This window comes from Proluteimonas luteida (assembly GCF_021191695.1).
GTDB classification, from domain to species: Bacteria; Pseudomonadota; Gammaproteobacteria; order Xanthomonadales; family Xanthomonadaceae; genus Luteimonas; species Luteimonas luteida.
In genome coordinates this window covers 34,481-58,730 of record NZ_JAIWPT010000007.1, presented here as the reverse complement: position 1 = coordinate 58,730, position 24,250 = coordinate 34,481, and the positions used below count along the sequence as shown (strand labels likewise).

General features: G+C 71.3%; 21 protein-coding genes. 11 read left to right on the top strand and 10 right to left on the bottom strand.

All coding sequences use genetic code 11. The annotated features are described in order from the left end of the window. Positions 1 to 52 precede the first annotated feature (52 nt). Complete coding sequence (gene dnaE / locus LDO26_RS07785; RefSeq protein ID WP_232130519.1) at positions 53 to 3,568, top strand: DNA polymerase III subunit alpha; 3,516 nt, start codon at positions 53 to 55, stop codon at positions 3,566 to 3,568. 130 nt (positions 3,569 to 3,698) lie between these two features. On the opposite strand, the gene LDO26_RS07780 is transcribed toward dnaE, so the two are convergent. From LDO26_RS07780 to LDO26_RS07770, 3 genes are all read right to left on the bottom strand, one after another. Next, entirely contained in the window at positions 3,699 to 4,277 is a 579-nt protein-coding gene (locus LDO26_RS07780) for a Dps family protein (protein ID WP_232130518.1), read from the bottom strand. Between the two features lie 146 nt (positions 4,278 to 4,423). After that, positions 4,424 to 4,963, bottom strand: a complete 540-nt coding sequence (locus LDO26_RS07775; RefSeq protein ID WP_232130517.1) for a DsbA family protein — start codon at positions 4,961 to 4,963, stop codon at positions 4,424 to 4,426. Beyond that, positions 4,960 to 5,460, bottom strand: a complete 501-nt coding sequence (locus tag LDO26_RS07770; RefSeq protein WP_232130516.1) for a peroxiredoxin — start codon at positions 5,458 to 5,460, stop codon at positions 4,960 to 4,962. The genes LDO26_RS07775 and LDO26_RS07770 overlap by 4 nt, the downstream gene beginning before the upstream one ends. 293 nt (positions 5,461 to 5,753) lie before the next feature. Here LDO26_RS07770 and LDO26_RS07765 point away from each other — a divergent pair, with 293 nt between their 5' ends. Then, positions 5,754 to 6,713 carry an acetyl-CoA carboxylase carboxyltransferase subunit alpha gene (locus tag LDO26_RS07765; RefSeq protein ID WP_232130515.1) on the top strand — a complete coding sequence of 320 codons (960 nt, stop codon included), beginning with the start codon at positions 5,754 to 5,756 and terminating at the stop codon, positions 6,711 to 6,713. 176 nt (positions 6,714 to 6,889) lie between these two features. Here LDO26_RS07765 and LDO26_RS07760 read toward each other — a convergent pair whose 3' ends face one another. Next, entirely contained in the window at positions 6,890 to 7,951 is a 1,062-nt protein-coding gene (locus LDO26_RS07760) for an NADH:flavin oxidoreductase/NADH oxidase (protein ID WP_232130514.1), read from the bottom strand. A 195-nt stretch (positions 7,952 to 8,146) separates the two neighbouring features. Here LDO26_RS07760 and tilS point away from each other — a divergent pair, with 195 nt between their 5' ends. From tilS to LDO26_RS07745, 3 genes are read left to right on the top strand one after another with little or no spacing between them, the layout of a single operon-like run. Further along, complete coding sequence (gene tilS, locus LDO26_RS07755; RefSeq protein ID WP_232130513.1) at positions 8,147 to 9,475, top strand: tRNA lysidine(34) synthetase TilS; 1,329 nt, start codon at positions 8,147 to 8,149, stop codon at positions 9,473 to 9,475. A gap of 30 nt (positions 9,476 to 9,505) precedes the next feature. Next, positions 9,506 to 9,781 carry an exodeoxyribonuclease VII small subunit gene (locus tag LDO26_RS07750; RefSeq protein WP_232130512.1) on the top strand — a complete coding sequence of 92 codons (276 nt, stop codon included), beginning with the start codon at positions 9,506 to 9,508 and terminating at the stop codon, positions 9,779 to 9,781. Next, on the top strand, positions 9,774 to 10,688 hold the full coding sequence (locus tag LDO26_RS07745; protein ID WP_232130511.1) for a polyprenyl synthetase family protein: 915 nt from the start codon (positions 9,774 to 9,776) through the stop codon (positions 10,686 to 10,688). Before LDO26_RS07750 ends, LDO26_RS07745 begins: the two co-directional genes overlap by 8 nt. A gap of 370 nt (positions 10,689 to 11,058) precedes the next feature. Here LDO26_RS07745 and LDO26_RS07740 read toward each other — a convergent pair whose 3' ends face one another. Together LDO26_RS07740 and pmbA are read right to left on the bottom strand one after the other, a co-directional pair. Further along, positions 11,059 to 11,427, bottom strand: coding sequence for a DUF4870 domain-containing protein (locus LDO26_RS07740; protein ID WP_232130510.1), 369 nt, complete (start codon positions 11,425 to 11,427; stop codon positions 11,059 to 11,061). 92 nt (positions 11,428 to 11,519) lie between these two features. Then, positions 11,520 to 12,857 carry a metalloprotease PmbA gene (gene pmbA / locus LDO26_RS07735; protein ID WP_232130634.1) on the bottom strand — a complete coding sequence of 446 codons (1,338 nt, stop codon included), beginning with the start codon at positions 12,855 to 12,857 and terminating at the stop codon, positions 11,520 to 11,522. A gap of 83 nt (positions 12,858 to 12,940) precedes the next feature. Here pmbA and yjgA point away from each other — a divergent pair, with 83 nt between their 5' ends. After that, positions 12,941 to 13,489, top strand: a complete 549-nt coding sequence (gene yjgA, locus LDO26_RS07730) for a ribosome biogenesis factor YjgA (RefSeq protein WP_232130509.1) — start codon at positions 12,941 to 12,943, stop codon at positions 13,487 to 13,489. Positions 13,490 to 13,557: 68 nt separating this feature from the next. Here yjgA and tldD read toward each other — a convergent pair whose 3' ends face one another. From tldD to LDO26_RS07710, 4 genes are read right to left on the bottom strand one after another with little or no spacing between them, the layout of a single operon-like run. Continuing rightward, positions 13,558 to 15,021: a metalloprotease TldD gene (tldD, locus tag LDO26_RS07725; protein WP_232130508.1), complete on the bottom strand. Its 1,464-nt coding sequence runs from the start codon at positions 15,019 to 15,021 to the stop codon at positions 13,558 to 13,560. A gap of 46 nt (positions 15,022 to 15,067) precedes the next feature. Continuing rightward, on the bottom strand, positions 15,068 to 18,958 hold the full coding sequence (locus LDO26_RS07720; protein ID WP_232130507.1) for a YhdP family protein: 3,891 nt from the start codon (positions 18,956 to 18,958) through the stop codon (positions 15,068 to 15,070). A 42-nt stretch (positions 18,959 to 19,000) separates the two neighbouring features. Then, entirely contained in the window at positions 19,001 to 20,506 is a 1,506-nt protein-coding gene (gene rng, locus LDO26_RS07715) for a ribonuclease G (protein WP_232130506.1), read from the bottom strand. After that, positions 20,499 to 21,119: a Maf family protein gene (locus tag LDO26_RS07710; protein ID WP_232130505.1), complete on the bottom strand. Its 621-nt coding sequence runs from the start codon at positions 21,117 to 21,119 to the stop codon at positions 20,499 to 20,501. Before LDO26_RS07710 ends, rng begins: the two co-directional genes overlap by 8 nt. A 122-nt stretch (positions 21,120 to 21,241) precedes the next feature. Here LDO26_RS07710 and LDO26_RS07705 point away from each other — a divergent pair, with 122 nt between their 5' ends. The 5 genes from LDO26_RS07705 to LDO26_RS07685 all read left to right on the top strand — a co-directional run bounded on the left by LDO26_RS07705 (position 21,242) and on the right by LDO26_RS07685 (position 24,137). Beyond that, positions 21,242 to 21,997, top strand: a complete 756-nt coding sequence (locus tag LDO26_RS07705; protein WP_232130504.1) for an SIMPL domain-containing protein — start codon at positions 21,242 to 21,244, stop codon at positions 21,995 to 21,997. 1 nt (position 21,998) lies between these two features. Next, positions 21,999 to 22,169 carry a hypothetical protein gene (locus LDO26_RS07700; protein WP_232130503.1) on the top strand — a complete coding sequence of 57 codons (171 nt, stop codon included), beginning with the start codon at positions 21,999 to 22,001 and terminating at the stop codon, positions 22,167 to 22,169. A 591-nt stretch (positions 22,170 to 22,760) separates the two neighbouring features. After that, positions 22,761 to 23,465: an energy transducer TonB gene (locus LDO26_RS07695; protein ID WP_232130502.1), complete on the top strand. Its 705-nt coding sequence runs from the start codon at positions 22,761 to 22,763 to the stop codon at positions 23,463 to 23,465. 100 nt (positions 23,466 to 23,565) lie between these two features. Further along, positions 23,566 to 23,844: a type II toxin-antitoxin system RelE/ParE family toxin gene (locus LDO26_RS07690; RefSeq protein ID WP_232130501.1), complete on the top strand. Its 279-nt coding sequence runs from the start codon at positions 23,566 to 23,568 to the stop codon at positions 23,842 to 23,844. Next, positions 23,844 to 24,137, top strand: a complete 294-nt coding sequence (locus LDO26_RS07685; protein ID WP_232130500.1) for a HigA family addiction module antitoxin — start codon at positions 23,844 to 23,846, stop codon at positions 24,135 to 24,137. Before LDO26_RS07690 ends, LDO26_RS07685 begins: the two co-directional genes overlap by 1 nt. The last annotated feature ends 113 nt before the right edge of the window (positions 24,138 to 24,250 follow it).

The window sequence follows — 24,250 nt, the reverse complement described above, 5'->3', positions numbered from 1 at the left end:
TCCCCCCTGCGTGCCGGGCCTACTCTGATCCTCCGGCCGCCACGCCCCTGCAATGCCCGCCCGTTTCGTCCACCTCAACGTCCACAGCGAATACTCGCTCGCCGATTCGACGATCCGGATCAAGGCGCTGGTCAAGCGCTGCGCGGCGCTCGGGCAGCCGTCGGTCGCGGTGATCGACCGCAACAACCTGTTCGCGCTGGTCAAGTTCTACCGCGCGGCCGAGGCCGCCGGCATCAAGCCGGTGATGGGCGCGGACATCGCGATCGCCGACGGCGACGCGCCGGCCGCCGCGCTGACCCTGCTGTGCCGCGACCACGACGGTTACCTGTCGCTGTCGCGGCTGCTGACGCGCGCGTGGATGGAAGGGCATCGCACCGATGGCGTCGTCGTGCGCCCGGACTGGCTGCGCGACTGCAATACCGGCCTGTTCGCGATCGCCGGACGCCACGGCCCCGCGGCGAAGCTGCTGGCCGGCGGCCGCGAGGACCTGGCGCGGCAGTGGTATGCGAACTGGCGCCAGGTGTTCGACGACCGCCTGTTCCCGCAGCTCACCCGCTGCGGTTTCGACGACGAGGCCGCGCACAACGCGCTGGCGTTGCAGGTCGCCTCCGACCACGGCCTGCCGGTCGTCGCCGGCAACGAGGTGCGCTTCCTCGATGCCGAGGGCTTCGACGCCCACGAGGCGCGCGTGTGCATCGCCTCGGGCCGGGTACTGGACGACCCGCGGCGGCCGCACCTCTACACCCGCGAGCAGTACCTCAAGTCCGGCGACGAGATGGCGGCGCTGTTCGCCGACGTGCCCGACGCGATCGACAACACGCTGGCGCTGGCGCAGCGCTGCAACCTCGAACTGCGGCTGGGCACCTATTACCTGCCGGCCTACCCGGTGCCCGACGACGAGACCCTGGACAGCTGGATCCGGGTGCAGGCGCGCGAGGGGCTCGAGGAGCGGCTGGCGAAGTATCCGCTGGCGCCGGGCCACACCCGCGAGAGCTACCTCGAGCGGCTGGAGGTCGAGCTCGACGTCATCATCAAGATGGGGTTCCCGGGCTACTTCCTGATCGTCTCGGACTTCATCAAGTGGGCCAAGGAGCACGACATCCCGGTCGGCCCGGGGCGCGGCTCGGGCGCCGGCTCGCTGGTCGCCTGGGCGCTGAAGATCACCGACCTCGACCCGCTGCCCTACGACCTGCTGTTCGAGCGCTTCCTCAACCCCGAACGCGTGTCGATGCCCGACTTCGACATCGACTTCTGCATGGACCGGCGCGACGAGGTCATCGACTACGTCGCCGCGAAGTACGGCCGCGACCGGGTCAGCCAGATCATCACCTACGGCACGATGGCGGCGAAGGCGGTCGTGCGCGATGCCGGCCGCGTGCTGGGCTATCCCTACGGCATGGTCGACAGCGTCGCCAAGCTGGTGCCGATGACGCTCGGCATCGGCCTCGAGGATGCGCTGGGCCGCACCGAGAAATCGCGCAGCGACGACGCCTGGCGCTCGGACGAACTGATCGCGCGCTACCACGACGAGGACGACGTCCGCGACCTGCTGGACCTCGCGCTGCAGCTCGAGGACCTGACCCGAAACGCCGGCAAGCACGCCGGCGGCGTGGTCATCGCCCCGTCGCCGCTGTCGGACTTCTGCCCGCTGTTCGCCGAGCACGACGAGGGCGGCCGCGGCCGCAACCCGGTCACCCAGTTCGACAAGGACGACGTCGAGTCGATCGGCCTGGTCAAGTTCGACTTCCTCGGCCTGCGCACGCTGACGATCATCGACTGGGCGGTGAAGGCGATCAATCGAAGCCGGGGCCAGGCCTCTCCTCTCGACATCGCCGCCCTCCCCCTCGACGACCCGGAGACCTACCGGCTGTTCGCCCGCGGCGACACGGTCGCGGTGTTCCAGTTCGAATCGCGCGGCATGCGCGAGCTGCTCAAACGCGCGCAGCCCGACACCTTCGAGGACATCATCGCGCTCGCCGCGCTGTTCCGGCCCGGCCCGCTGGGCTCGGGGATGGACAGGGAATGGGTCGACCGCAAGCACGGCCGCACCGACGTGACGTATCCGCATCCGTCGCTCGAACCGGTGCTCTCGCCGACCTACGGCGTCATCGTCTACCAGGAACAGGTGATGCAGATCGCCCAGGTCCTGGCCGGCTATTCGCTGGGCGGCGCCGACCTGCTGCGCCGCGCGATGGGCAAGAAGAAGGCCGAGGAGATGGCCAAGGAGCGCGCCAAGTTCGAGGCCGGCGCGGCGGCCAACGGCGTCGACCCGAAGGTGGCGACGTCGATCTTCGACCTGATGGAGAAGTTCGCCGAGTACGGCTTCAACAAGTCGCACTCGGCCGCCTACGCGCTGGTCGCCTACCAGACCGCGTGGCTGAAGGTGCACTACCCGGCCGAGTTCATGGCCGCGGTGCTGTCCTCGGACATGGACAACACCGACAAGGTCACCGGCTTCCTCGAGGAAGCGCGCGCGCAGGGCATCGAGGTGCTGCCGCCGGACGTCAACGCATCGGCCTACATGTTCGAGGCGACCGATCCGAAGACCATCCGCTACGGCCTGGGCGCGGTGAAGGGCGTCGGCCGCGGCGCCTGCGAGGCGATCATCGAGGCGCGCGGCGACGGCTACCGCGACCTGTTCGATTTCTGCAAGCGGGTCGACTCGGGTCGCCTCAACAAGCGCACGCTCGAGGCGCTGGTGCACGCCGGCGCGCTCGACGCGCTGGCCGGCAACCGCGCCTCGCTGATGCTGCAGCTGCCCGAGGTGCTGAAGGCCACCGACCAGATCGCGCGCAACCGCGATGCCGGCATCTTCGACATGTTCGGCGGCGGCGGTGCGCCGGACATCCAGATCGAGCTGCCGACCTGCGCGGAATGGCCACTGCAGCAGAAGCTCGCCGGCGAACGCGAGACCCTGGGCCACTATCTCAGCGGCCACCCGCTCGACCCCTACCGAGACGAGCTGCGCGCACTGGTCGGCCACGATCTCGGCCAGCTCGACGAGCTGTGGGCCGCGCGCAGCGACGACAAGGGTGGCAAGAGCTGGCGCCCGGAGACCACGGCGATCGTCGCCGGCCTGGTCATGGCGGTGCGCAAGCGCGGCGAGAGCCAGGCCTTCGTGCAGATCGAGGACGGGCGCGGACGGCTGGAATGCGCGTTCTTCGCCGAGGCCTGGTTCGAACATGCGCAGTTGCTGACCCGCGACCGCATCCTGCTGATCGAGGGCGGCCTGCGCGAGGACGAGTTCAGCGGCGGCTTCTCGCTGCGCGCGCGCCGCGCCTGGGATTTCGACCTGGTCTGCCAGCAGCACGCGCAGCGGCTGGCGCTGCAGCTGGACCTGCGCGTGCCGGGCTCGCTGGCGCAGGTCGAGAAGCTGCTGGCGGAGCGCCGCCCCGGGCAGACGCCGCTGCGCTTCGACCTGCTGCTGCCGGCCGGCAGCGCCGGCACCCTGGACCTCAACGGCAGCCAGGGCGTGCGCATCGACGCCAGCCTGCCGGGCAACCTGCGCGCCCTGCCCGGCGTGCGCAAGGTCAGGCTGGCGCTGTCGCGGCCGTGGGCCAACGGCTGAGAGGCTTGAAAGCCGGACGGCCGATGCCGGCATGCCGCCGCGACCGGGAACCACCGGACACCGCCCGGGAAACACGAAGGCCCGCCGCCGCAGGACGCGACGGCGGGTCCGTCAGCGGCGCCGGCCGGAATCAGTGACCGCCGGAATCGTGGCGGCGGCTGGATTCGAACAGGAACCAGGTGCGGCGCTCGGTCTCGTCGATCCACACCTCGATCAGGCTGGCGGTGGCGATGTCCTGGTGTTCCTCGCACACCCCGTGCGCCTCGCGCAGGCGGGCGGCCAGGTCCCGGTTGTCGCCGCACAGCTCGGCCAGCATGTCGGAGGGCTCGACGTAGTCGGCGTTGTTGTCGAGCACGCGCTGCTCGCGGGCGATCTGGCCGATCGAGCGCAGGGTCAGCCCGCCGAGCTTGCGCACGCGTTCGGCGATCGGATCGGTCATCGCGAACAGCTGGTCGCCCTGCTCGTCGAGCATCAGGTGGTAGTCGCGGAAATGCGGGCCGCTGACATGCCAGTGGAAGTTCTTGGTCTTCAGGTACAGCGCGAACACGTCCGCCAGGATCGCGTTGAGCGCGCCCGAGATGTCACGGGTCGCGTCGGGATGCAGGTCGGTGGGCGTGAGCAGCGGCGCGTCGCGCAGGCGCTTGGCCTCGGCCTTGCCGGCGGCGCTGCTCTTCTTCGTATCGGGCTTGCTTTTCGTCTTCTTGGCCATGGTGTCCTCCAACGGATCAGGTTGTGGCGGTACTGGAAAAGGGGTGGAAAACGCGGGATGGAAAAATCCGGAATCCTTGCGGGGCCGTAGACGGCGCATCGCGCGCTGCCGGCGATACCGGCAATACACCGCGCCGATGACGGACGTCACCGCGACTGGGCGATCACCTCGGCAATGACCTGCTGCAGCGTATCGAAATCGCCCTGGAACAGCGCGCCGTTGACGTAGAAACCGGGCGTGCCGTTGACCCCGCTGCGCACGCCGCCCATGAAATCGTGGCGGATGCGTGCCTCGACCGCGGGCGACCGCATCGCCTCCGCCACCCTGGCCTCGTCGAGCGACAACGCGCGCAGCCCGGCTTCCAGCCCCTCGGCGCCGTAGGGCACCCAGTCGTCCTGGTTCTCGTAGAGCCAATCGTGCATGTCCCAGAAGCGCCCCTGCGCCGCGGCGCCTTCGGCGACCTCGGCCGCCAGCCGCGCGAACGGATGCGCCTCGGCCAGCGGGAAGTGCCGGAACACGAATGCGACATCGGCGCCGTGGCGACGCTGGATCGCCTTGACCAGCGGATACGCCATCGCGCACGCCGGGCACTGGAAGTCGCCGTACTCGACCAGGGTCACCGGCGCACCGGGATCGCCCTGGATGTGGTCGTCGGCCGACACCGGCACCGCGAGCGTCGTGCTCACTTGCCCGGCTCCGGCGCCGCCTTGCCGGCGGCATTGCCGGGCAGCGCGTCGAGCGCTTCGAGGATGCCGTCGGCGCCGGGATTGACGCCCATTGGCGAGAGGTAGCTCCAGCGGATGATGCCCTCGCCGTCGATGACGAACAGCGCACGCTCGGCGACGCCCGCCTCGGCCGCGTAGACCCCGTAGGCTTTGGCGACCTCGCCCTTGGGCTCGAAGTCCGACAGCAGCGGGAAATGGTAGTGGCGCTGCTCCGACAGCGCGACGTGGCTCCAGATGCCGTCGACCGAGATCGCCAGCAGCTGCGCGTGCCGGTGCGCGAACTCCTCGACCAGTTCGTTGTACAACGCGAGCTGGTCGCCGCACACCGGGCTCCAGTCGGCCGGGTAGAACGCGAGGATCACGTTGCGGCCCCGGAACTCGGACAGCGACACGGTCTGGTCGGGGGTCGAATGCAGCGCGAAATCCGGGGCCCGGGTGCCGGGCTCGAGAATGCTCATGGGTGAATCCTGTACATGGGTCGATGGTCTGTATGGACGCCCGGACGGGAAGCCGGACTGCCGGCGCATGCCGGGCGTGTCGTGCACCGGTTCCATCCCCCACGGTGCGAACCCACCTGCATGTCCCCGTTCATGAAGCATGCGCCGCCGGATGTGAGGATTTCGTCATCCGTGCCCGGCGGACAGGCGCCGATGCCACCGGGCGGCCATCGCCGGCCGGTACCGCACGGCCCGGTACGGTGCCGGCGGGTCCGGTCCGCTAAACTGTGGCCTTTCCGGCTCGCAGCCCGCGCATGAATCCCAACTATCTCGACTTCGAACAGCCCATCGCCGATCTGGAGGCGAAGATCCAGGAGCTGCGCCAGGCCAGCGATGGTCCGGCGGTCAACATCGATGCCGAGCTGGCCACGCTGCGCGACAAGCTGCGCAAGCGCACCGCGCACATCTTCCGCGACCTGACCCCGTGGCAAGTCTCGCAGCTGGCCCGGCACCCGCAGCGGCCCTACACCAACGACTACATCAAGGCCTTCTGCGACGAGTTCGAGGAACTGGCCGGCGACCGCGCCTATGCCGACGATGCCGCGATCGTCGGCGGCCTGGGCCGCATCAACGGCCGCAGCGTGGTCATCATCGGCCACCAGAAGGGACGCGACACCAAGACCAAGGTGCGCCGCAACTTCGGCATGCCGCGGCCCGAGGGCTACCGCAAGGCGCTGCGGCTGATGAAGATGGCCGAGCGCTTCAAGCTGCCGCTGCTGACCTTCATCGACACCCCCGGCGCGTATCCGGGCATCGGCGCCGAGGAACGCGGCCAGTCCGAGGCCATCGCCCGCAACCTGATGGAGATGTCCGGGCTCAGGACCCCGATCATCTGCACGGTGATTGGCGAAGGCGGCTCGGGCGGCGCACTGGCGATCGGCGTCGGCGACTGCACGGTGATGCTCGAATACAGCACCTATTCGGTGATCTCGCCCGAGGGCTGCGCGTCGATCCTGTGGAAGGACGCGGCCAAGGCGCGCGATGCCGCGGAGCAGCTCGGCCTGACCGCCAGGCGGCTGCTGTCGCTGGGCCTGATCGACAAGGTGGTGCGCGAGCCCATCGGCGGCGCCCACCGCAATCCGCGCCAGACCGCGACCCGGCTCAAGGCCGTGCTGATGAACGAGCTCGACGTGCTGGAGGAACTCTCGATTCCCGACCTGCTCGAGCGCCGCTACCAGCGCCTGCGCGGCTACGGCGCGTACGACGCGGCCTGAGTGGCTGAGCGTTAATCGCCCGACTACTGCGACCGTCGCCGAACGCCCATGGCGGCGGCGCGCAGGGCGACGCTCTCGCTACGGCGTTCGATTGACTCTCAACCGCTGAGTCCGGCGCCAACCGGTATCCACGGCGCCCGACGGGCGCGCGTCCACCACCGGCAGCCCGCGCGGTATCACCACGCCCGCAGGTACTGCGCCGGCGCGTCGATCTCCGCGCCCAGCGCCTTCGCGGCGTGGTACGGGAAGTACGGATCGCGCAGCAGCTCGCGCGCCAGCAGCACTACGTCGGCGTCGCCGCCGGCAACGATGCGCTCGGCCTGCTGCGGTGTCGTGATCAACCCGACCGCGCCGGTCGCCACCCCGGCCTCGCGGCGGATGCGTGCGGCGAACGGGACCTGGTAGCCCGGGCCGAGCGTGATCGCCTGCCGCGGCGACAGTCCGCCGCTCGAGGCATCGACCAGATCGACCCCGCGCGCGGCCGCCAGCCTGGCCAGTTCCACGCTCTGCGCGACGTCCCAGCCGCCGTCGACCCAGTCGGTCGCCGAGATCCGCAGCCACAGCGGCAAGCTGTCCGGCCAGACCTCGCGCACCGCGTCGATGACCTCCAGTACCAGCCGCGTCCGCCCTTCGAACCCGCCGCCGTAGGCATCGTCGCGCCGGTTCGACAGCGGCGACAGGAACTGGTGCAGCAGGTAGCCATGCGCGGCGTGGATCTCGACCAGTTCGAACCCGGCTTCGAGCGCGCGCACCGCCGCGTCGTGGAAGGCCGACACCACGCGCGCGATGCCCGCCGCGTCCAGTGCCTGCGGCTGCGGGTACGCATCGTCGTAGGCCAGCGCCGACGGCGCCACGACCGTCCAGCCACCGGCATCGGCGGCCACCGCGCCGTGTCCGCGCCAAGGCGCGAACGTGCTGGCCTTGCGCCCGGCATGCGCCAGCTGGATCGCCGGCACCGCGCCCTGCGCGCGCACGAAGGCCGCGACCGGCGCCCAGGCCTCGGCCTGCGCGGCGTTCCAGATGCCGGTGTCCTCGGGCGAGATCCGGCCCTCGGGCAGCACCGCGCTGGCCTCGGCGATCACCACCGCGGCGCCGCCGACCGCGCGGCTGCCCAGATGGACCAGATGCCAGTGCGCCGGCATGCCGTCGCGCGCGGAGTACTGGCACATCGGCGAGACCGCGAGACGGTTGCGCAGCGTCAGTCCACGCTGGCGCAGCGGCGAGAACAATGCGGACATGGGGGGCTCCTGCAGGGGAAACCCCGACTGTAGGCGGCCGTGTCCACGGCGGCGAGCCGTTTCGCCGGATCGCTGCATTGCAGTCGCGTGCCGTTGCCCGGCTCGCTTTGCGGTTCGACACATCAAAGGCGGTCAGCCAAGGCCAGAGCACAGCAACAGCAGAAGATCGTACCGCCACGATGGCACCATGCCCCCATGCGTCCCGCCTCCCCGCCCACCGACCTGGTCCTGCCGCCGCCCCCCGCCACGGGCCCGCTGCTGGTCGGCTTCAGTGGCGGCCTGGACTCGACCGTGCTGCTGCATCGCCTCGCACGGGATTCGGCGCTGCGCGCGCATGGCCTGCGGGCGCTGCATGTGCACCACGGCCTGCAGCCTGCTGCCGATGCCTGGGCCGCGCATTGCCGCGAAGTCTGCGCAATGCTGGACGTCCCGCTGGACGTGGCGACGGTGACGGTCGCGCGCGACAGTGCGCTGGGCCCGGAAGGCGCGGCGCGCGTGGCCCGGCATGCGGCGTTCGCCGACGCGCTCCAAGCCGGTGGGATCCTGGTGCTGGCGCACCATCAGGGCGACCAGGCCGAGACCTTCCTGCTGCGCGCGTTGCGCGGCGCCGGACCCGACGGGCTGGCGGCGATGCGGCCCGTGCGTCCGTTCGCGCGCGGCCTGCTGTGGCGGCCGCTGCTCGGCCTGCCGCGCGCGGCGCTGGCGGACTACGCGCGTGCGCACGCGCTGGCGTGGATCGAGGACCCGAGCAACGCCGGCGACGACCCGGATCGCAATTTCCTGCGCAACCGGGTGCTGCCGCTGCTGCGCACGCGCTGGCCGCATGCCGGCGCCGCGTTCGCCACGGCCGCGGCGCTGCAGGCGGATGCGGTCGACCTGCTCACACCGGACGATGCCGATGCGCTCGCGCAGGCGCGCAGCGCAGACCCGCGGGTGCTGCGCATCGCCGCGCTGGCGGCGCTTGCGCCCGCGCGTCGTGCCCGCGTGCTGCGGCGCTGGATCCACGAATGCGGGCTCGCGCCGCTGCCGGCCGCCGGCATCGCGTGGTGCGCGGCGGAAGTCGCGGCGCCGGCGTCGGACCGCAATCCGCGCTTCGACTGGCATGGCTGCCGGCTGCAGCGCTGGCGCGGTCTGCTGCATGCGGATGTGGTGCGTGCGCCGCTGGATGCCGGCTTCCACGCCGAATGGTCCGGCGCGTCGCCGTTGCCGTTGCCGGGCGGCGGCCTGCTGGCGCTCGACGGCGCGCCCGTCACGTCCGCGCCGTGGCCGCTGACCGTCCGTGCGCGCCGGGGCGGCGAGCGGATCGTGCTGCCGGGACGCCGCCACTCGCATGCGCTCAAGCACGTGCTGCAGTCGTTGGCGGTCCCGCCCTGGCTGCGCGCGCAGCTGCCGCTGCTGTCCGATGGCGATGGCCGGGTGCTGGCCGCCGGCGACCTGGTCCACGACGCCGGCTTCGATGCCTGGCTGCGCGACAGTGGCGCGGTGCTGCGCTGGCAGCCGCCGGGTGACGGCGGTGTCGGCTGATCGCGGCGATGGATCGATTAGAATCGCCGCATGCCGAAGAAAGCCGCCACCGCCGACACCCCCTCGCCCGTTGCCGACTTCGAGAACGCGCTGGGCCAGCTCGAACGGCTGGTCGAGAAGATGGAAGGCGGCGAGATGAGCCTGGAGGAATCGCTCGGTGCCTACGAGCGCGGCGTCGGCCTGTACCGCCGCTGCCAGCAGGCGCTCGAGGACGCGGAGCTGCGCGTGCGCCTGCTCAGCGATCCCGCCGCGCCCGAGCGTGCGCAGCCGTTCGCCGACCTGCCCGACGACGGGCGCGATGCCTGACGCGCCGATGACGCCGGCCGGCGCGCCGGTCGACGCACGCATCGCCGGCTGGCGCACGCGTACCGACATCGCGCTGCAGCGCGCGCTCGATACCTGCGAAGGTGGCGACCCGCGCCTGCTGGCCGCGATGCGCCATGCGGTGCTGCTCGGCGGCAAGCGCATGCGCCCGCTTCTGGTGCACGCGACAGCGCATGCTCTCGGCGCCGCGGCGGACGCCGCCGACGCACCGGCCACGGCGGTCGAACTGGTGCATGCCTATTCGCTGGTCCACGACGACCTGCCGGCGATGGACGACGACGCCCTGCGCCGCGGCCAGCCGACGGTGCACGTGGCCTTCGACGAGGCGACCGCGATCCTCGCCGGCGATGCGCTGCAGACGCTGGCGTTCTCGACGCTCGCGGCCGGCACGGCATTGCCGGATGCGGCGCGGCTGCAGATGGTCGCGGTGCTGGCGGAGGCCACCGGGGCATCGGGCATGTGCGGCGGGCAGGCGCTCGACATCGCCGCGACCGGCGCCGGCACGATCGGCCTGCCGGCGCTGGAACGGCTGCATGCGCTGAAGACCGGCGCCCTGCTCCGCGCTTCGGTCACGCTGGGCGCGCTGGCGGCCGGCGTCGATGCCTCTACGCGTGCGCGCCTGGACACATTCGCCGGCGCGCTCGGCCTCGCGTTCCAGATCCGCGACGACCTGCTCGACATCGAGGGCGACAGCCACACCCTCGGCAAGACCGCCGGCAAGGACGTCGCCCAGGACAAGGCCACGTTTCCCGCACTGATCGGCGTCGACGGCTCGCGCAGGCGGCTGGCGGAACTGGCGCAGCAGATGCACGACGCGCTGGCGTCTTTCGGCCCCGCCAGCCAGCCGCTGGCGGAACTCGGCCGGCGCGCGATCGAACGCGACCACTGAGCGCCCGGCGCTGCCGCAGGGCAGCGCTCGATCCAGCATCAGGCAGGGGAACCGCCTTCAGGCAACGGGTCGCCCCCGGCGCCTCGATCGTAGGTCGGGGCAACGCCCCCGACGCGGTACGCCCGGTCACCCCGCATCGACGAATCCCCTGACACCTCGTGAACCCGGACACCACGCGCGTCGGCCGCGTGGGGCCGACCTACGCAAGGCGCGCGCCTTCCCTGGAGTTGGGTGAAGAACCCAAAAAAAAAGCCGGGAGCGGTTTTTGACATCGCACAGGCGATGGCCCGAAGGGTTGCCGCCACGGACGGCGGGCCACAAAAAACCCCGGCACAGGGCCGGGGTCGATATTGCGGCTGCGACGCGCGGATTACTTGATCAGGCGCAGCGCGACCGGGTAGCGGTAGTGCTCGCCGTTGTTGGCCTTCAGCCCGGCGATGATGAAGAACACGACCGTGGCGATCCAGAACAGGAACGACAGCGGGCTGGCCAGGCCGAACGTGACGATCGTCACGATGAACAGTGCGACATAGACCAGGATCGTGGTGATGCAGAAGTTCAGCGCTTCCTTGGACTGGTCGATCAGGAACGCCTTCTCCGGCTTGTCCTTGTTGATCAGCCAGATGATCAGCGGCACGAGGAAGTTGAAGATGATGCCCGACAGATGGGTCAGCATCGCCAGCGTGCGGTCGTCCTGGCTGACGGCGGCGCCGGCGGGTGGCTCGTGGTACTCGCTCATGGTGGGTCCCCAAACGATGGATGGATAACTGTGCCCGGTGCAGGCCGCGGTGCGGCACGCCGCCCTGCGGCGGCTGGCCTGTCGAGAATACGTCATTCTCCGCCGGCAACGGTCATCCGGCCGACGAGGATCGAGCCGGTACGCACGTGCGAGCGCGGATCGACATCGCTGCCGACCGCCGCGATGTTGGCGAACATCTGTTTCAGATTGCCTGCAATGGTGATGCCGTCGACCGGGTGCACGATTTCGCCGTTCTCGACCCAGAAGCCGCCGGCGCCGCGCGAGTAGTCGCCGGTCACCGCGTTGACGCCCTGCCCCATCAGCTCGGTGACCAGCAGGCCGGTGCCCATGTCGCGCAGCATCGCGTCGAGGTCGCCGGCATTGCTGGCGATCTGCAGGTTGTGCACGCCGCCGGCGTTGGCGGTGGTCTGCAGGCCGAGCTTGCGCGCCGAGTAGCTGCCCAGCACGTAGCGCTGCAGCACGCCGGCCTCGACCAGCGCCGAGTCGCGCGTCGCCACGCCTTCCGCATCGAATGCCGCCGAGCGGAAACCGCGCGTCAGGAACGGCCGCTCGACGATCGAGAACCAGTCGGGGAACAGCTGGGTGCCCGCGCTGTCGAGCAGGAAGCTGGCACGCCGGTACAGCGCGCCGCCCGACACGGCGCCAAGCAGGTGACCGACCAGCGAGCGGGCGACGTCGCTGCGGAACAGCACCGGATAGCTGCCGGTCGGGATCGGCCGCGGGTCGAGCCGTGCCAGCGTACGCTGCGCCGCCTGGCGACCGATCGCCTGCGGCGATTCCAGGTCGGCCTCGGCCAGCGCGATGCTGTACCAGCCGTCGCGCTGCATGGCCTCGCCCTGCCCGGCGATCAGCGCGCAGCCGATGCTGTGGTGGCTGCCGCGCTCGGCGCCGACGAAGCCGTGGGTGTTGGCATAGACGCTGAGCGAACGCGCAGTGCTGACCGACGCGCCGTCGGAGTTGCCGATCCGTGCATCGGCATCGCGGCCGGCGGCCTCGCAGGCCAGCGCCAGGTCGACGGCGCGGTCGGCGTCGAGCGACCACGGATGCCAGCTGTCGAACTCGGGGAAGCGGCCGCCTGTGCCGGGCCGCGCCATCAGCGCAGCGTCGGCCAGGCCGGCCGCGGCGTCGTCCTCGGTGAACCGGGCGATCGCGCAGGCCTGGTCGACGGTCGCCTCGAGGCTGCCGGCGCGCAGGTCGGCGGTGCTGGCGCTGCCCTTGCGCTGGCCGAAATAGACCGTCACCGCGATGCCACGGTCGCGGGTCGACTCGACGGTCTCGACCTCGCCCATGCGCACGTTGACGCTGAGGCCATGGTCCTCCGAGCACGACACCTCGGCCTGGGTCGCGCCCTGCGCGCGGCAGCGGTCGAGCAGCTGCTGCGAGATCGCGGCCAGCGCATCGAGCCGCATGGCCGAATCGTCGCCGGCCTGGATGTCGGCGCCGGATGTCGCGGCCGGAAGTGTGGAGCTGGTCAATGGCTTATCCTGTTGCAATGAGAGGCGTAGACGAAGACACCGGGGAATACCTGGGCCCGAGCCGCACCCAGCAGCGCCGCGAGGCGCTGGAAGTGCTGGCGTTGTCCGAACAGCTGGCGGCGCTGCCCGAGGGCCAGCTGGCGAAGCTGCCGGTGCCCGACCAGTTGCTGCCGCATATCGCCGAAGCGCGCCGCATCACCTCGCACATCGCGCGCAAGCGGCAGCTGGCGTTCCTGGCCAAGCAGATGCGCCGCGAGGACGACGAGACCCTGCACGCGATCCGCGATGCGCTCGACGCCGGCGGCGAGTCCGCGCGCCTCGACACCGCGCGCCTGCACCGCGCCGAGCAGTGGCGCACGCGGCTGCTCGACGAGGGCGATACCGCGCTGGCCGAACTGCTCGACACCTACCCGCATGCCGACCGCCAGCGGCTGCGCCAACTGGTCCGCAACACGTTGGCCGAACGCGCGAAGAACAAGCCGCCGGCGAATTTCCGCGAGCTGTTCCGCGAATTGCGCGGCGTGCTGGCACATGCGCCGGAGAACGGGGAACAGGCGCCAGGGTAAGGCGACGGCACCGCGCTTGCGTTTCCCCGTGCCTCCCCGGCGCCTGGCCTCCGGTCCCCGCGCCCTGCTCAAGCCTGCGTCCCGCCCACGGTGATCCCGTCGATCAGCAGCGACGGCTGGCCGACGCCGACCGGCACGCTCTGGCCGTCCTTGCCGCAGACGCCGACGCCGTCGTCGAGGGCCATGTCGTGGCCGACCATGCGCACGCGCTGCATCGTTTCCGGGCCATTGCCGATCAGGGTGGCGCCCTTGACCGGCGCGGTCACCTTGCCGTCCTCGATCAGGTAGGCCTCGGTCGCCGAGAACACGTACTTGCCACTGGTGATGTCGACCTGGCCGCCGCCGAAGTTGACCGCGTACAGGCCCTTTTTCACCGAGCGGATCATGTCCTGGGGATCGTCCTGCCCGGCCAGCATGTAGGTGTTGGTCATGCGCGGCATGACCAGGTACGCGAACGATTCGCGGCGGCCGTTGCCGGTCGGCGCCACACCCATCAGCCGGGCATTGAGGGTGTCCTGCATGTAGCCGGTCAGCACGCCGTCCTCGATCAGCGTGGTGCACTGGGTCGGCGTGCCCTCGTCGTCGATGTTCAGCGAGCCGCGGCGGCCGGCGAGCGCACCGTCGTCGACGATCGTGACCCCGGGCGAGGCCACGCGCTGGCCGATGCGGCCGGCGTAGGTGCTGGTGCCCTTGCGGTTGAAGTCGCCTTCCAGGCCATGGCCGACCGCCTCGTGCAGCAGCACGCCGGGCCAGCCGGCGCCGAGCACCACCGGCATGATCCCGGCCGGCGCGTCGATCGCCTCCAGGTTGACCAGCGCCTGGCGCAGTGCCTCGCGGGCGAAATGCTCCGGCTTGCCATCGCCAAGCAGCTCGGCGTACGAGTAGCGCCCGCCGTAGCCGGCGTAGCCCGATTCGCGGCGGCCCTCGTGCTCGACCAGCACGGTGATGTTGAGCCGCACCAGCGGCCGCACGTCGCCGGCCAGCACGCCGTCGCTGCGCGCGACCAGCACGGTGTCGACACCGCCCGACAGGCTGACCATCACCTGCTGCACGCGTGGATCCGCCGCGCGCAGCAGCCGGTCGATGCGCCGCAGCGCCTCGACCTTGGCCTCGCTGCCCAGTCCGTCGATCGGATCGGTGGCCGGATACAGCGCATGCGCGCGGCCACGCACCAGCGCATGCGGTGCGTGCTCGCGGCCGTCGCGCGCGATCGCGCGCGCCGACTGCGCGGCGCCCAGCAGCGCAGCGGTGTTGATGTCGTCCGAATAGGCGAAGCCGGTCTTCTCGCCGCTGATCGCGCGCACGCCCACGCCCTGCTCGATCGCATGCGAGCCGGACTTGACGATGCCGTCCTCGACCGACCAGCTCTCGCGACGGGAATGCTGGAAGTACAGGTCGCCGAAATCGATGCCCGGGCCGAGCAGCGCGGAGAACGTCCGGTCGAGGTTGGCGGCATCCAGGCCCGAGGGCAGCAGCAGGCGGGATTCGGCAAGCGCCAGCGGCGTTGCGGGGGACAGCGGGGAGTCGGTCATCGTTGCAGTGTTGGGGGCGGTGGCGGGAATCGCAACCGCGGACGCTTCAGTCCACGGACGGGGGCTGGCGCGCCCCGTCATCGGGCACCGGCGGCGCCGATGCGCTGTCGCGGCGGTCGACGACCTCGATTTCCGGCGCCTGCCACGGACCGCTGACGTGGTAGGTCTTCGCCCCGATCTCGCCCAGCGGCCGGCGCAGCACGGCATTGGCCACCGCGCCGACGGCGGCGCCGACCGGTCCGGCGGTCAATGCCCCAACGGCCGGCAGCAGGTTGCCCGTCCTGGGCAGCACTTCGACCCGCTGGTCGTGGGTACGCGCCCGCAGGTCCGATGTGCCATGGATGCGGATGTCGGCGGCGGGGGCGGCGATCACCACGTTGTCGGTGCGCGCGCGTGCGGCATCGAAGCGCACGTCGCCGATGAGGCGGTTGAAGCCCAGGCCCTTGCTGAAGAAATCGCGGAAATCGAGCATCAGCCGGCGCGGCAGTTCGGCCACGCTGAGCAGGCCGAGCACGCGGCCGGCGCCCGGCTCGACCTCCACCAGTTGCCCGTCGCTGACGTCCAGGTGCAGGCCGCCCTGCAGGCGGGCGACATCGAACGCGGTCGGCGGTCCCGGCCAGGTGGCGTCGAAACCTGCCCTGCCGTGCCCGCCGGCGATGCTGCCGGCAAAGCCCAGGCTCGACAGCAGCACCCCGAAATCGTCGCTGTCGACGTCGGCGCGCAGTTGCGTGCGCGCCGCGCCGCCCTGGCCGGTCCAGTGGCCGGTCACGTCGATCCGTTGCCCGGGCGCACGCAGGTGCAGCTGCTCGACCTCGAGCCCGCCGGGCACCCGCCGCGTCCGCAGGCTGGCGGTGCCGGACGCCAGCGTCCCGACACGCAGATCGTCGACGACGACGTGGATCGGCGGCAGCGCGGCGGGATCGGGCGCATCGTCCGCGTCCACGACGGCGTCTGCCGGCGCAGCCGGCGCCGCGGCATCGTCGGGACCGGTATCGGAACCGGATGCGGGCGATGCCTGCCAGTACAGGCGCTGCAGCCGCGCATCGACCGGCGCGCCATCGACTTCTGGGATGCGCACGGTCCCCGCGATCGCGGCGCCGTCGAAGCCGAGCTCGGTCACGTCGCCGCGGCGCGCGCCGACGATCCGGGTCTGGCCGAATCCGCCACCGAACAGGCGCAGGTCGTCCGCGACCAGGTCCACGCTGTTGAGGCCGACGGCGTCGTCGCCGTCCCCACCCCGGACCAGCCCAAGCCAGGCCTGCAGATCGACCACCGGCGTACGGCCGGCGATCGCCAGTCCAGACGCCGGCGGCGCCTCGGCGACCCGGGCCGTGCCGAGCGCCACGCGCACGCCGCTTTGCGCATCCCGGGTGCCCGCACGCAGCGCCAGCACGTTGCCGAAGCCGACCTCGACGTCGCCGGTGCCGAACGGAAGCGGCGCCTCGATGGTCGTCGGCAGCGTGGCGGGGGCTGGCTTGTCGAGCGGCGCGGGCAGATGCAGCGCGGTACCGACGAGATCCGAACGCATGCGCAGCAACGCCTCCCCGCTGCCCGGCGACGGCGCCTCGGGAACGGTCACCTCGACCGTCCATGGCGAGCGTCCGCCGACCAGCGGCTGCAGCCAGGCCAGGTCCGGCGTCCTTGCCAGCAGGTCGGCGGCGGCCAGCGGAATCGCCAGCTCGCCCTCGAACGCCTGGCGTGCGTCGCGTACATGCCCGGTGCCTGCCCGCAGCGCCAGCCGCCCCGGCTGGCCGTCGCGAACCACGGCCAGCGCATCGCCGGAGAAGCCGTGCGCATCGAAACGCGTTTCGCCGCGCACGTCGGAAAGGGCCAGGTCGAAGCGCGGGTCGGCCAGCGACACGCCGGCCAGCTGCACGCGCCCGTCGACCCGCAACGGGGCATGCTGCGGCACCGACAGCACGAGGTCGGAGGTCGCCGGGCCGGCGGCCTGCAGGTTGTCCAGGGTGTCGCCATGGCTGGCCTGGAACGGGCTCTGCCGCAGCAGCGCGCGCATCGCGGCCGCGTCGCCGGCGGCATGGGCACGCACGTCGACCGGGCTGTGCGCGTAATGCCGCATGCCGGCGTGGATGCCGTCGATGGCGACATCCATCAGCCGCCCCTTCGCATCGTCGAGCGTGAAACCGTCGTTGACGAAACGCACCGGGCCGTCCAGCCCCTCGAGCGCGGGCCAGTCGGGCTGGAAGCGGACCGTCGCATCGACCAGCCGGCCCTCGGCGACGAATACGCCGCGCGTGTCGTGGCCGTCGTCGGCGCTGAACGGCCAGTCGTCGAGATCGCCGGAGACGATGCCGCGGCCGTCGCGGACCTCGCCGGCGACCAGCGCCATGTCCAGCCAGTCCATCGCCGCCTGCGGCATCTCGTGGCGCACCCAGAACTTCTTCGCCACCGGAATGCGGGCGGTGTCGACCCGCGCGGCCAGGTCCATGACCGGCCGCGTGCCATCGCCCTGGAACCACAGGCTGCCGCGCGCGTGCGCGGCGTAACCGTCGCCCTCGACCCGCAGCGCGGCGGTACCGAAGTGCCAGCCGTCGTCGTCGCGCCAACCGGCCAGGGTGCCGTCGAGCCGCAGCGGGTGCGGCACGCCGAACCCGACCGGCCAGTCAAACACCGGCCGGGCCGCCGGATCGAGCTGGAACACCAGGCCCTGCGCATCGCCGGTCAGGGTCCCGGCGATGCCGTCGAGCCCGGGCCGGTCGTCCACCGGGTCGAAGCCCAATGACTCGACCCGCGCGGCAATGCGCAGCGGGCCGTCGCGCAGTGCGGCCAGTTCGATGTCGGCCAGCACCGCATGCGGTGCCGCGGCCTGCAGCCAGTCGCGCATCGAGGGCGGCACGCCATCGGCCAACGCGGCCAGCGCCAGCAGCGGCGCCACCTCGATGCGTCCGGCCTTCATCGCCATCCGCTCACCGCCGCCGACCGCAAGGCCGTCGAGCACCTGCGCGCGTCCCTGCTGGTCCACGCGCAGGCGCGGCAGGTCGAGGCGCCAGCCCGCATCCTCGTGGACCCAGCGCGCGCGCGCTTCGACCAGGTCGAAGCGCACCTGCGGCGCGTCGCCACCGTCGGCCGTCGCGTCCGCGCGCTGCAGCACCAGGTTTTCCAGCGCCAGGTCGGTGGTGACCGCGGCCACCCGGCGCGCACGGATGTCCACCCAGTTGCGGACCTGCCCGCGCCCGCCGGTGACTGAGAGTCCGCTGGCCGCCAGCAGCGGCGACCAGACCTGCAGCGCGTCGCACGGCATCGCCACGTAACCGCGACCGTCCCCGGATGCACGTCGCAGCTGCAGGTGCGCGTCGACCGGCTGGCCGTCGCCGGTGATCCATGCCCGCGCCGCGATGCGCGCACGGTTGCGGTCCACCTGCATCCGCAGGTCGATGCGCGGCAGGGTGTGGTGCAGCGACAGCGAAGGCGCATCGACCGTCAGCCTGGCCGCCACCACCTGCAGTTCGCCCAGCCGTTCCAGCGCCGCCAGCGGATCGCCGCCGGCGCGCTCCTGTCCGGGCAGGCCGAGCAGGCCCCAGCTGCCGTCGTCGTCGCGGCGCAGGGTCAGGTCCAGGCCATGCAGGCGCAGCTCGGTCAGCGAACGGCCGGGCAGCAGTCCGCTGTACTGCGCGATCTGGATCTCCGCGGTGCCCAGCGGCAATGCGGTGGCCGGATCGCCGATGCGCAGCCCGGTGACGCGCAGCAGCGGGCCGCGGCGGCTCCACTCGGTCTGCAGCGCATCGAAATGCACCGGCATGTCCGCCCGTGCGCTCAGCCAGGCCTCGACCCGCGCCGGATTGCGCTCGGCCCACGGCAACAGCTGCGCGACGACCACCGCGGCCAGCGCCATGCACACCAGCAGCGCCGCCAGCAGCCCGGCGGCGACGCGGCCGGTCCGCCGCATGCGCGAGGCACGCGGCGCCGGGGCGGCCGCCATGCTCACGCGCCGCGCCCGCCGCGGCAGTTGCCGAAGGAGCGGTTACAGCAGCACAACGTCGAACTGCTCCTGCAGGTAGTGGTCGTCGGACTGGAAGCGGATCGTCTTGCCGAGGAACTCCTCCAGCTCGACGACCGCGGCCGATTCCTCGTCGGTGATCATCGCCACGACCCTGGGCGAGGCGATCACCAGCAGGCGGTCCGCCTCGAACTGGCGCACCGCGCGCACGATCTCGCGGAAGATCTCGTAAGCCACGGTCTCGACGGTCTTGACCATGCCGCGGCCGCCGCACGCCGAGCACGTCTCGCTGAGCTGGCGCTGCAGGCTCTCGACGGTGCGCTTGCGGGTCATCTCCACCAGGCCCAGCGGCGAGAAATCGTAGACGGTGGTCTTGGCGTGGTCCCTGGACAGCGACTTCTCCAGCGTGCGCAGCACCTGGCGGCGGTGCTCGTCGTCGACCATGTCGATGAAGTCGATGATGATGATGCCGCCGAGGTTGCGCAGCCGCAGCTGGCGCGCCACCGCCTGCGCGGCCTCGAGGTTGGTGCGGTAGACGGTTTCCTCGAGGTTGCGCTGGCCCAGGAACGAGCCGGTGTTGACGTCGACCGTGGTCATGGCCTCGGTCTGGTCGAACACCAGGTAGCCGCCCGACTTCAGCGGCACTTCCTTGTTGAGCGCGCGCTGGATCTCGTCCTCGACGCCGTACAGGTCGAAGATCGGGCGCGCGCCGCTGTAGTACTCGATGCGGTCGACCAGCCGGGCCTGCTCGGCCGGGCCCGGCGCGGGCATGTACTGGGCGGCGAACACGCACAGTTTCTCGTAGGTGTCGCGCGAATCGACCTTGACCCGCTCCACGTCGCGGCGCATCAGGTCGCGCACCGCGCGCATCGGCAGGGTCAGGTCCTCGTAGATGCGGCTGCCGACCCGGGCCTCGGCGACCGTGTGCTCGACCAGCGCCCAGGCCCGCTGCAGGTAGGCGATGTCCTCGGCCAGCGCCTCGGCGCTCTGGCCCTCGGCATTGGTCCGCACGATGTAGCCGTGGTTGCCGGTCGCGGCCGCCAGTTCCGACACCAGGGTCTTCAGGCGCGCGCGCTCGGCCTCGTCCTCGATCCGCGCCGACACGCCGATCGCCTGCGACTGCGGCAGCAGCACCAGGTAGCGCGAGGGAATGCTGAGCTGGGTGGTCAGCCGCGCGCCCTTGCTGCCGATCGGGTCCTTGACCACCTGCACGACGATCTCCTGCCCGTCGCGCAGCAGCTCGGCCACCGGCACCGACGTCGCCGGCACGACGGATGCGCCGACCGCATCGTCGCCGCCCGGCGCGCGCACCACGTCGTTGGCGTGCAGGAATGCCGCGCGCTCCAGGCCGATGTCGACGAACGCCGCCTGCATGCCCGGCATCACCCGCTGCACCTTGCCCTTGTAGATGTTGCCGACCACGCCGCGCCGCCAGCCGCGCTCGATATGCAGCTCCTGCAGCATGCCGTTCTCGACCAGGGCCACGCGGGTCTCGCGCGGGGTGACGTTGACCAGGATCTCCTCAGACATCGCCCTGCTCCGTGAATGTCCCGGCCGCATCGGCGGCGAACGGCTGCGGCACCATGCCGAACCCGCGCAGCAGCGCCGCGGTCTGCTGCAGCGGCAGGCCGATGACGCCGGAATGGCTGCCCGACAGGTGGCTGACGAACAGTTCGGCGCCGCCCTGGATCGCATACGCGCCGGCCTTGCCGCGCGGCTCGCCGCTGGCGACGTAGGCGGCGATGCGTTCGTCGCCCAGGATGTCGAACGTGACCTCGGTGACGACGTCGACCTGCGCCTCGCGCCCTGCCGAGACCAGCGCCACCGACGAGACGACTTGATGCGTGCGCCCCGACAGCCGCCGCAGCATCGCCGCCGCGTCGGCATCGTCGCGCGGCTTGCCGAACACCTCGCCGTCGAGCACGACCTCGGTATCGGCGCCCAGCACCAGCGCGCCGGGCACCGCGACCACCTCGAGCAGGCCGGCGCCGGCCTTCTCGCGCGCCACCCGGCGCACGTATTCCCACGCAGGCTCGCCGGGTGCGCGGTGCTCGGGCACGTCGACGTCGACGATTCCGAACGGCAGGCCGAGACGGGCCAGCAGGGCGCGGCGGCGGGGAGATTTCGAGGCCAGATGCAGCATCGGGCAAGAATACCTTGCGGCGCCGCGGCCGCCGGGCTCCGGCGCCGTCGAACCCCGTTCCGGCTCACGGCCCGTTCACCGGATCCTGACGACCCTTGTTCCGTGATCACTGGAGATCGACCATGCGCCGCAACACCCGCCCACCCCGCCACACGCTTCGCCCGCTGCTGCTCGCCTGCAGCCTCGCCCTTGGATCCCTTTCGATGACCGCCAGCGCCCAGGATGTCGCCGTCGCACCCGCCAACGCCAACAACACCCTGCTGTCGGTCTCCGCGCAGGCCGAGGCCAGCCGCGCACCGGACATCGCCACCCTGTCGACCGGCGTGGTCACCCAGGCCGCTGACGCCAACGGCGCGATGCGCGCCAACGCCGAGCAGATGGCCCGGCTGATGACCGCGATCAAGGCCGCCGGCATCGCCGAGCGCGACGTGCAGACCTCGGGCATCAACCTCAGTCCGCAGTACCGCTATGCCGAGAACCAGCCGCCGGTGATCACCGGCTACCAGGCCAGCAACAGCGTCAACCTCAAGGTCCGCGACATCGGCAGGCTCGGCCAGGTGCTCGATGCGCTGGTCGCCAGCGGGGCGAACCAGATCAACGGCCCCACGTTCGAGATCGACGACGCCGACGGCGTGCAGGACGAGGCCCGCGCCGCGGCACTGAAGAAAGCCCAGGCACGCGCCGAGATGTACGCCACGTCGCTGGGCCTGCGCGTGTTGCGGCTGGTCAGCGTCAGCGAGAGCGGCAGCGGATTCCAGCCGCCGCGGCCGATGATGATGATGCGCGCCGTGGCCCAGGACAGCGCGGCCTCGCCGGTATCGCCGGGCGAAACCACGCTGACCGCCAACCTCGATGTCGTTTTCGAACTGGGACGCTGACATGGCCGACAAGCGCACGCCACCGCAGACCCCCGCCGCCGGCGAGACCCCCGGCTACGCCGAGAAGCAGCCGCGCGACAAGGACGACGCCCGCCAGCCCGATCCCAAGCGCAAGCGCAATCCGGACGAAGGCGGGCTGGATCGCGAGCCGGAAACCACGCCGGGCGATTGAAGCCCCCGACTCGTCGACACCCTGTAGGGGCCCGCATGCGTGCGGGCCCTTTTTGTGGATCGCTCCCGGGCGATTTTCGTGGCTCGCCATCCATGGCAGTCACCCGCCGGGCCATCGCTGACGCGATGTCAGAAACCGTTCCAGACGGTTTTTTCGGGGTTCCGCGCCGATTCCCGGGACCCCGACCGTAGGTCCGGGCAACGCCCCCCGACGCCGGAACATCCGGCCGGGCCGGACAAGGGTCCCACGACCACACCTCGCGAATCCGGAATGCCACGCGTCGGCCGCGTGGGGCCGACCTACGCAAGGTCGGGCCGTTTTACCGGGCATGGGCGAAGAACCAATTTTCGCGAGCGCTTCTTCCGACGACAGGAAACGGGACGCACAGCCGTGCCTGTCGCCGCCCGCTCCGCCCATCGGCCCATCGGACCGTCCATCGGCGCCGGCTTGCCGCGTCGACGGACACGGGCGCAGCGTCGGGTGGCAGTTGCGTCGACATCGGCGACGTCGTGCGCTTGACCCCGCATCCGTTGCCGCCGCGTTCACGGCCTTGCCGGGCAGCGCCGCCCGGTCCCGCACAGGAGGTGGAACATGGTGCTGCAGCCCCACCCGTCCCCGCGTCACCACCGGGACGCCGAAGACGACCGCCCCGACCCGACCCGCATCATCGGCCTCACCGGCACGCTGGTGTTCAACGCCGTGCTGCTGCTCGTGCTGCTGATCCCGGCGACGCTGCCGGACGCTGCACGGCCTGCGCACGAACGCAAGGAGGAGTTCCGCTGGATCGATCCACCGGCGCTGCCGCCGCCCCCGCCACCGTCGCTCGTGCGGCCGGCGGCGCCCGAGTCCGTGACGCCCCGCCCGCAGCCGCCCGCGATCACTCCGCCGGCACCGGTCGTCGTCGATACCGCCGCGGCCATGCCGTCATTGCCGCCGATTGCCGCAACGGACGCGACGGTACCGGCCACGGCGACGCCGGCGTCCCTGCCGGGCATCGCATCCGATGTGCCAATGACCGGCATCGCCCTGCAGTATGCGCATGCGCCCGCACCGGACTACCCGCGCGAAGCACTGCGGCGCGGCGCGGAGGGGGTCGTGCAGTTGCAGGTCGCCGTCGACGCCGAAGGCCGGCCGCAGGACGTGCGCGTCCACCGCAGCAGCGGCAACCGCGACCTGGACCAGGCGGCGCTGCGCCACGTGCTGCGCCATTGGACGTTCCAGCCGGCGATGCGCGATGGCCGGCCGGTGCCGGCGACCGGCATCGTGCCGATCGCCTTCACGCTCGGTCGCGGCTGAAGGCTTCAGAGCCGGTTCCATGAAACCAGTCCGGCACGCGGGGCATCCCACCGCGTGCCGACCACTTGTTGCGTGATGCGCAACATGAAACAATCGCATCATGATCAAGTCGTTCCGGCACAAGGGCCTGCGCAAGCTCTTCGAGACCGGCAGCACTTCGGGCATCCAGTCCAGCCATGCCAGACGGCTCCGGATGCAACTCGCTGCCCTGGACACTGCACAGACTGTCGAGGACATGGACATCCCCGGCTTCCGGCTGCACCCGCTCAAAGGTCGAATGCACGGGCGATGGTCCGTCACGGTCAACGGCAATTGGCGGCTGACGTTCGAGTTCCAGGATGGGAACGCCTACGTCCTGGACTACGAGGATTACCACTGATGGCCATGTACAACCCTCCCCACCCCGGCGAATTCATCAACGACGTCTACCTTGAGCCCAATGGCATCAGCGGCCGCGAACTCGCGGAAAAGCTGGATGTCGCGGCTTCCACGCTGAGCCGCGTCCTCAAGGGGACGAGCCGGGTCACTCCGGAGATGGCACTCCGCCTTTCCAAGGCGATTGGCCGCTCTCCCGAAAGCTGGCTCGCCATGCAGGATGCCCATGATCTGTGGGTAGCCCGGCAGCACATCGACCTGAAGCGGGTTGGCAAGCTCAAGCTGGCCGCAGCCTAGGGCTGGACTGGAACCACGACAGCAGCGTGCCTCGCCACGGCAGACATCGGTGGCGTTCAGCTCCACGGGCCCGAGACCGACACGCCTTTCCGGCGTTTCCCGCAGAGCCAGGC

Bases quoted from the DNA above. Each gene is read 5' to 3' on its own strand.
- tilS (WP_232130513.1), top strand. From the start codon at position 8,147: ATGCGTCCCGCCTCCCCGCCCACCGACCTGGTCCTGCCGCCGCCCCCC.
- LDO26_RS07765 (WP_232130515.1), top strand. From the start codon at position 5,754: ATGAATCCCAACTATCTCGACTTCGAACAGCCCATCGCCGATCTGGAG.
- LDO26_RS07745 (WP_232130511.1), top strand. From the start codon at position 9,774: ATGCCTGACGCGCCGATGACGCCGGCCGGCGCGCCGGTCGACGCACGC.
- yjgA (WP_232130509.1), top strand. From the start codon at position 12,941: ATGAGAGGCGTAGACGAAGACACCGGGGAATACCTGGGCCCGAGCCGC.
- LDO26_RS07695 (WP_232130502.1), top strand. From the start codon at position 22,761: ATGGTGCTGCAGCCCCACCCGTCCCCGCGTCACCACCGGGACGCCGAA.
- LDO26_RS07720 (WP_232130507.1), bottom strand. From the start codon at position 18,958: ATGGCGGCCGCCCCGGCGCCGCGTGCCTCGCGCATGCGGCGGACCGGC.
- LDO26_RS07690 (WP_232130501.1), top strand. From the start codon at position 23,566: ATGATCAAGTCGTTCCGGCACAAGGGCCTGCGCAAGCTCTTCGAGACC.
- rng (WP_232130506.1), bottom strand. From the start codon at position 20,506: ATGTCTGAGGAGATCCTGGTCAACGTCACCCCGCGCGAGACCCGCGTG.
- LDO26_RS07710 (WP_232130505.1), bottom strand. From the start codon at position 21,119: ATGCTGCATCTGGCCTCGAAATCTCCCCGCCGCCGCGCCCTGCTGGCC.
- dnaE (WP_232130519.1), top strand. From the start codon at position 53: ATGCCCGCCCGTTTCGTCCACCTCAACGTCCACAGCGAATACTCGCTC.
- pmbA (WP_232130634.1), bottom strand. From the start codon at position 12,857: ATGCGGCTCGATGCGCTGGCCGCGATCTCGCAGCAGCTGCTCGACCGC.
- LDO26_RS07780 (WP_232130518.1), bottom strand. From the start codon at position 4,277: ATGGCCAAGAAGACGAAAAGCAAGCCCGATACGAAGAAGAGCAGCGCC.
- LDO26_RS07685 (WP_232130500.1), top strand. From the start codon at position 23,844: ATGGCCATGTACAACCCTCCCCACCCCGGCGAATTCATCAACGACGTC.
- tldD (WP_232130508.1), bottom strand. From the start codon at position 15,021: ATGACCGACTCCCCGCTGTCCCCCGCAACGCCGCTGGCGCTTGCCGAA.
- LDO26_RS07750 (WP_232130512.1), top strand. From the start codon at position 9,506: ATGCCGAAGAAAGCCGCCACCGCCGACACCCCCTCGCCCGTTGCCGAC.
- LDO26_RS07700 (WP_232130503.1), top strand. From the start codon at position 21,999: ATGGCCGACAAGCGCACGCCACCGCAGACCCCCGCCGCCGGCGAGACC.
- LDO26_RS07705 (WP_232130504.1), top strand. From the start codon at position 21,242: ATGCGCCGCAACACCCGCCCACCCCGCCACACGCTTCGCCCGCTGCTG.
- LDO26_RS07770 (WP_232130516.1), bottom strand. From the start codon at position 5,460: ATGAGCATTCTCGAGCCCGGCACCCGGGCCCCGGATTTCGCGCTGCAT.
- LDO26_RS07740 (WP_232130510.1), bottom strand. From the start codon at position 11,427: ATGAGCGAGTACCACGAGCCACCCGCCGGCGCCGCCGTCAGCCAGGAC.
- LDO26_RS07760 (WP_232130514.1), bottom strand. From the start codon at position 7,951: ATGTCCGCATTGTTCTCGCCGCTGCGCCAGCGTGGACTGACGCTGCGC.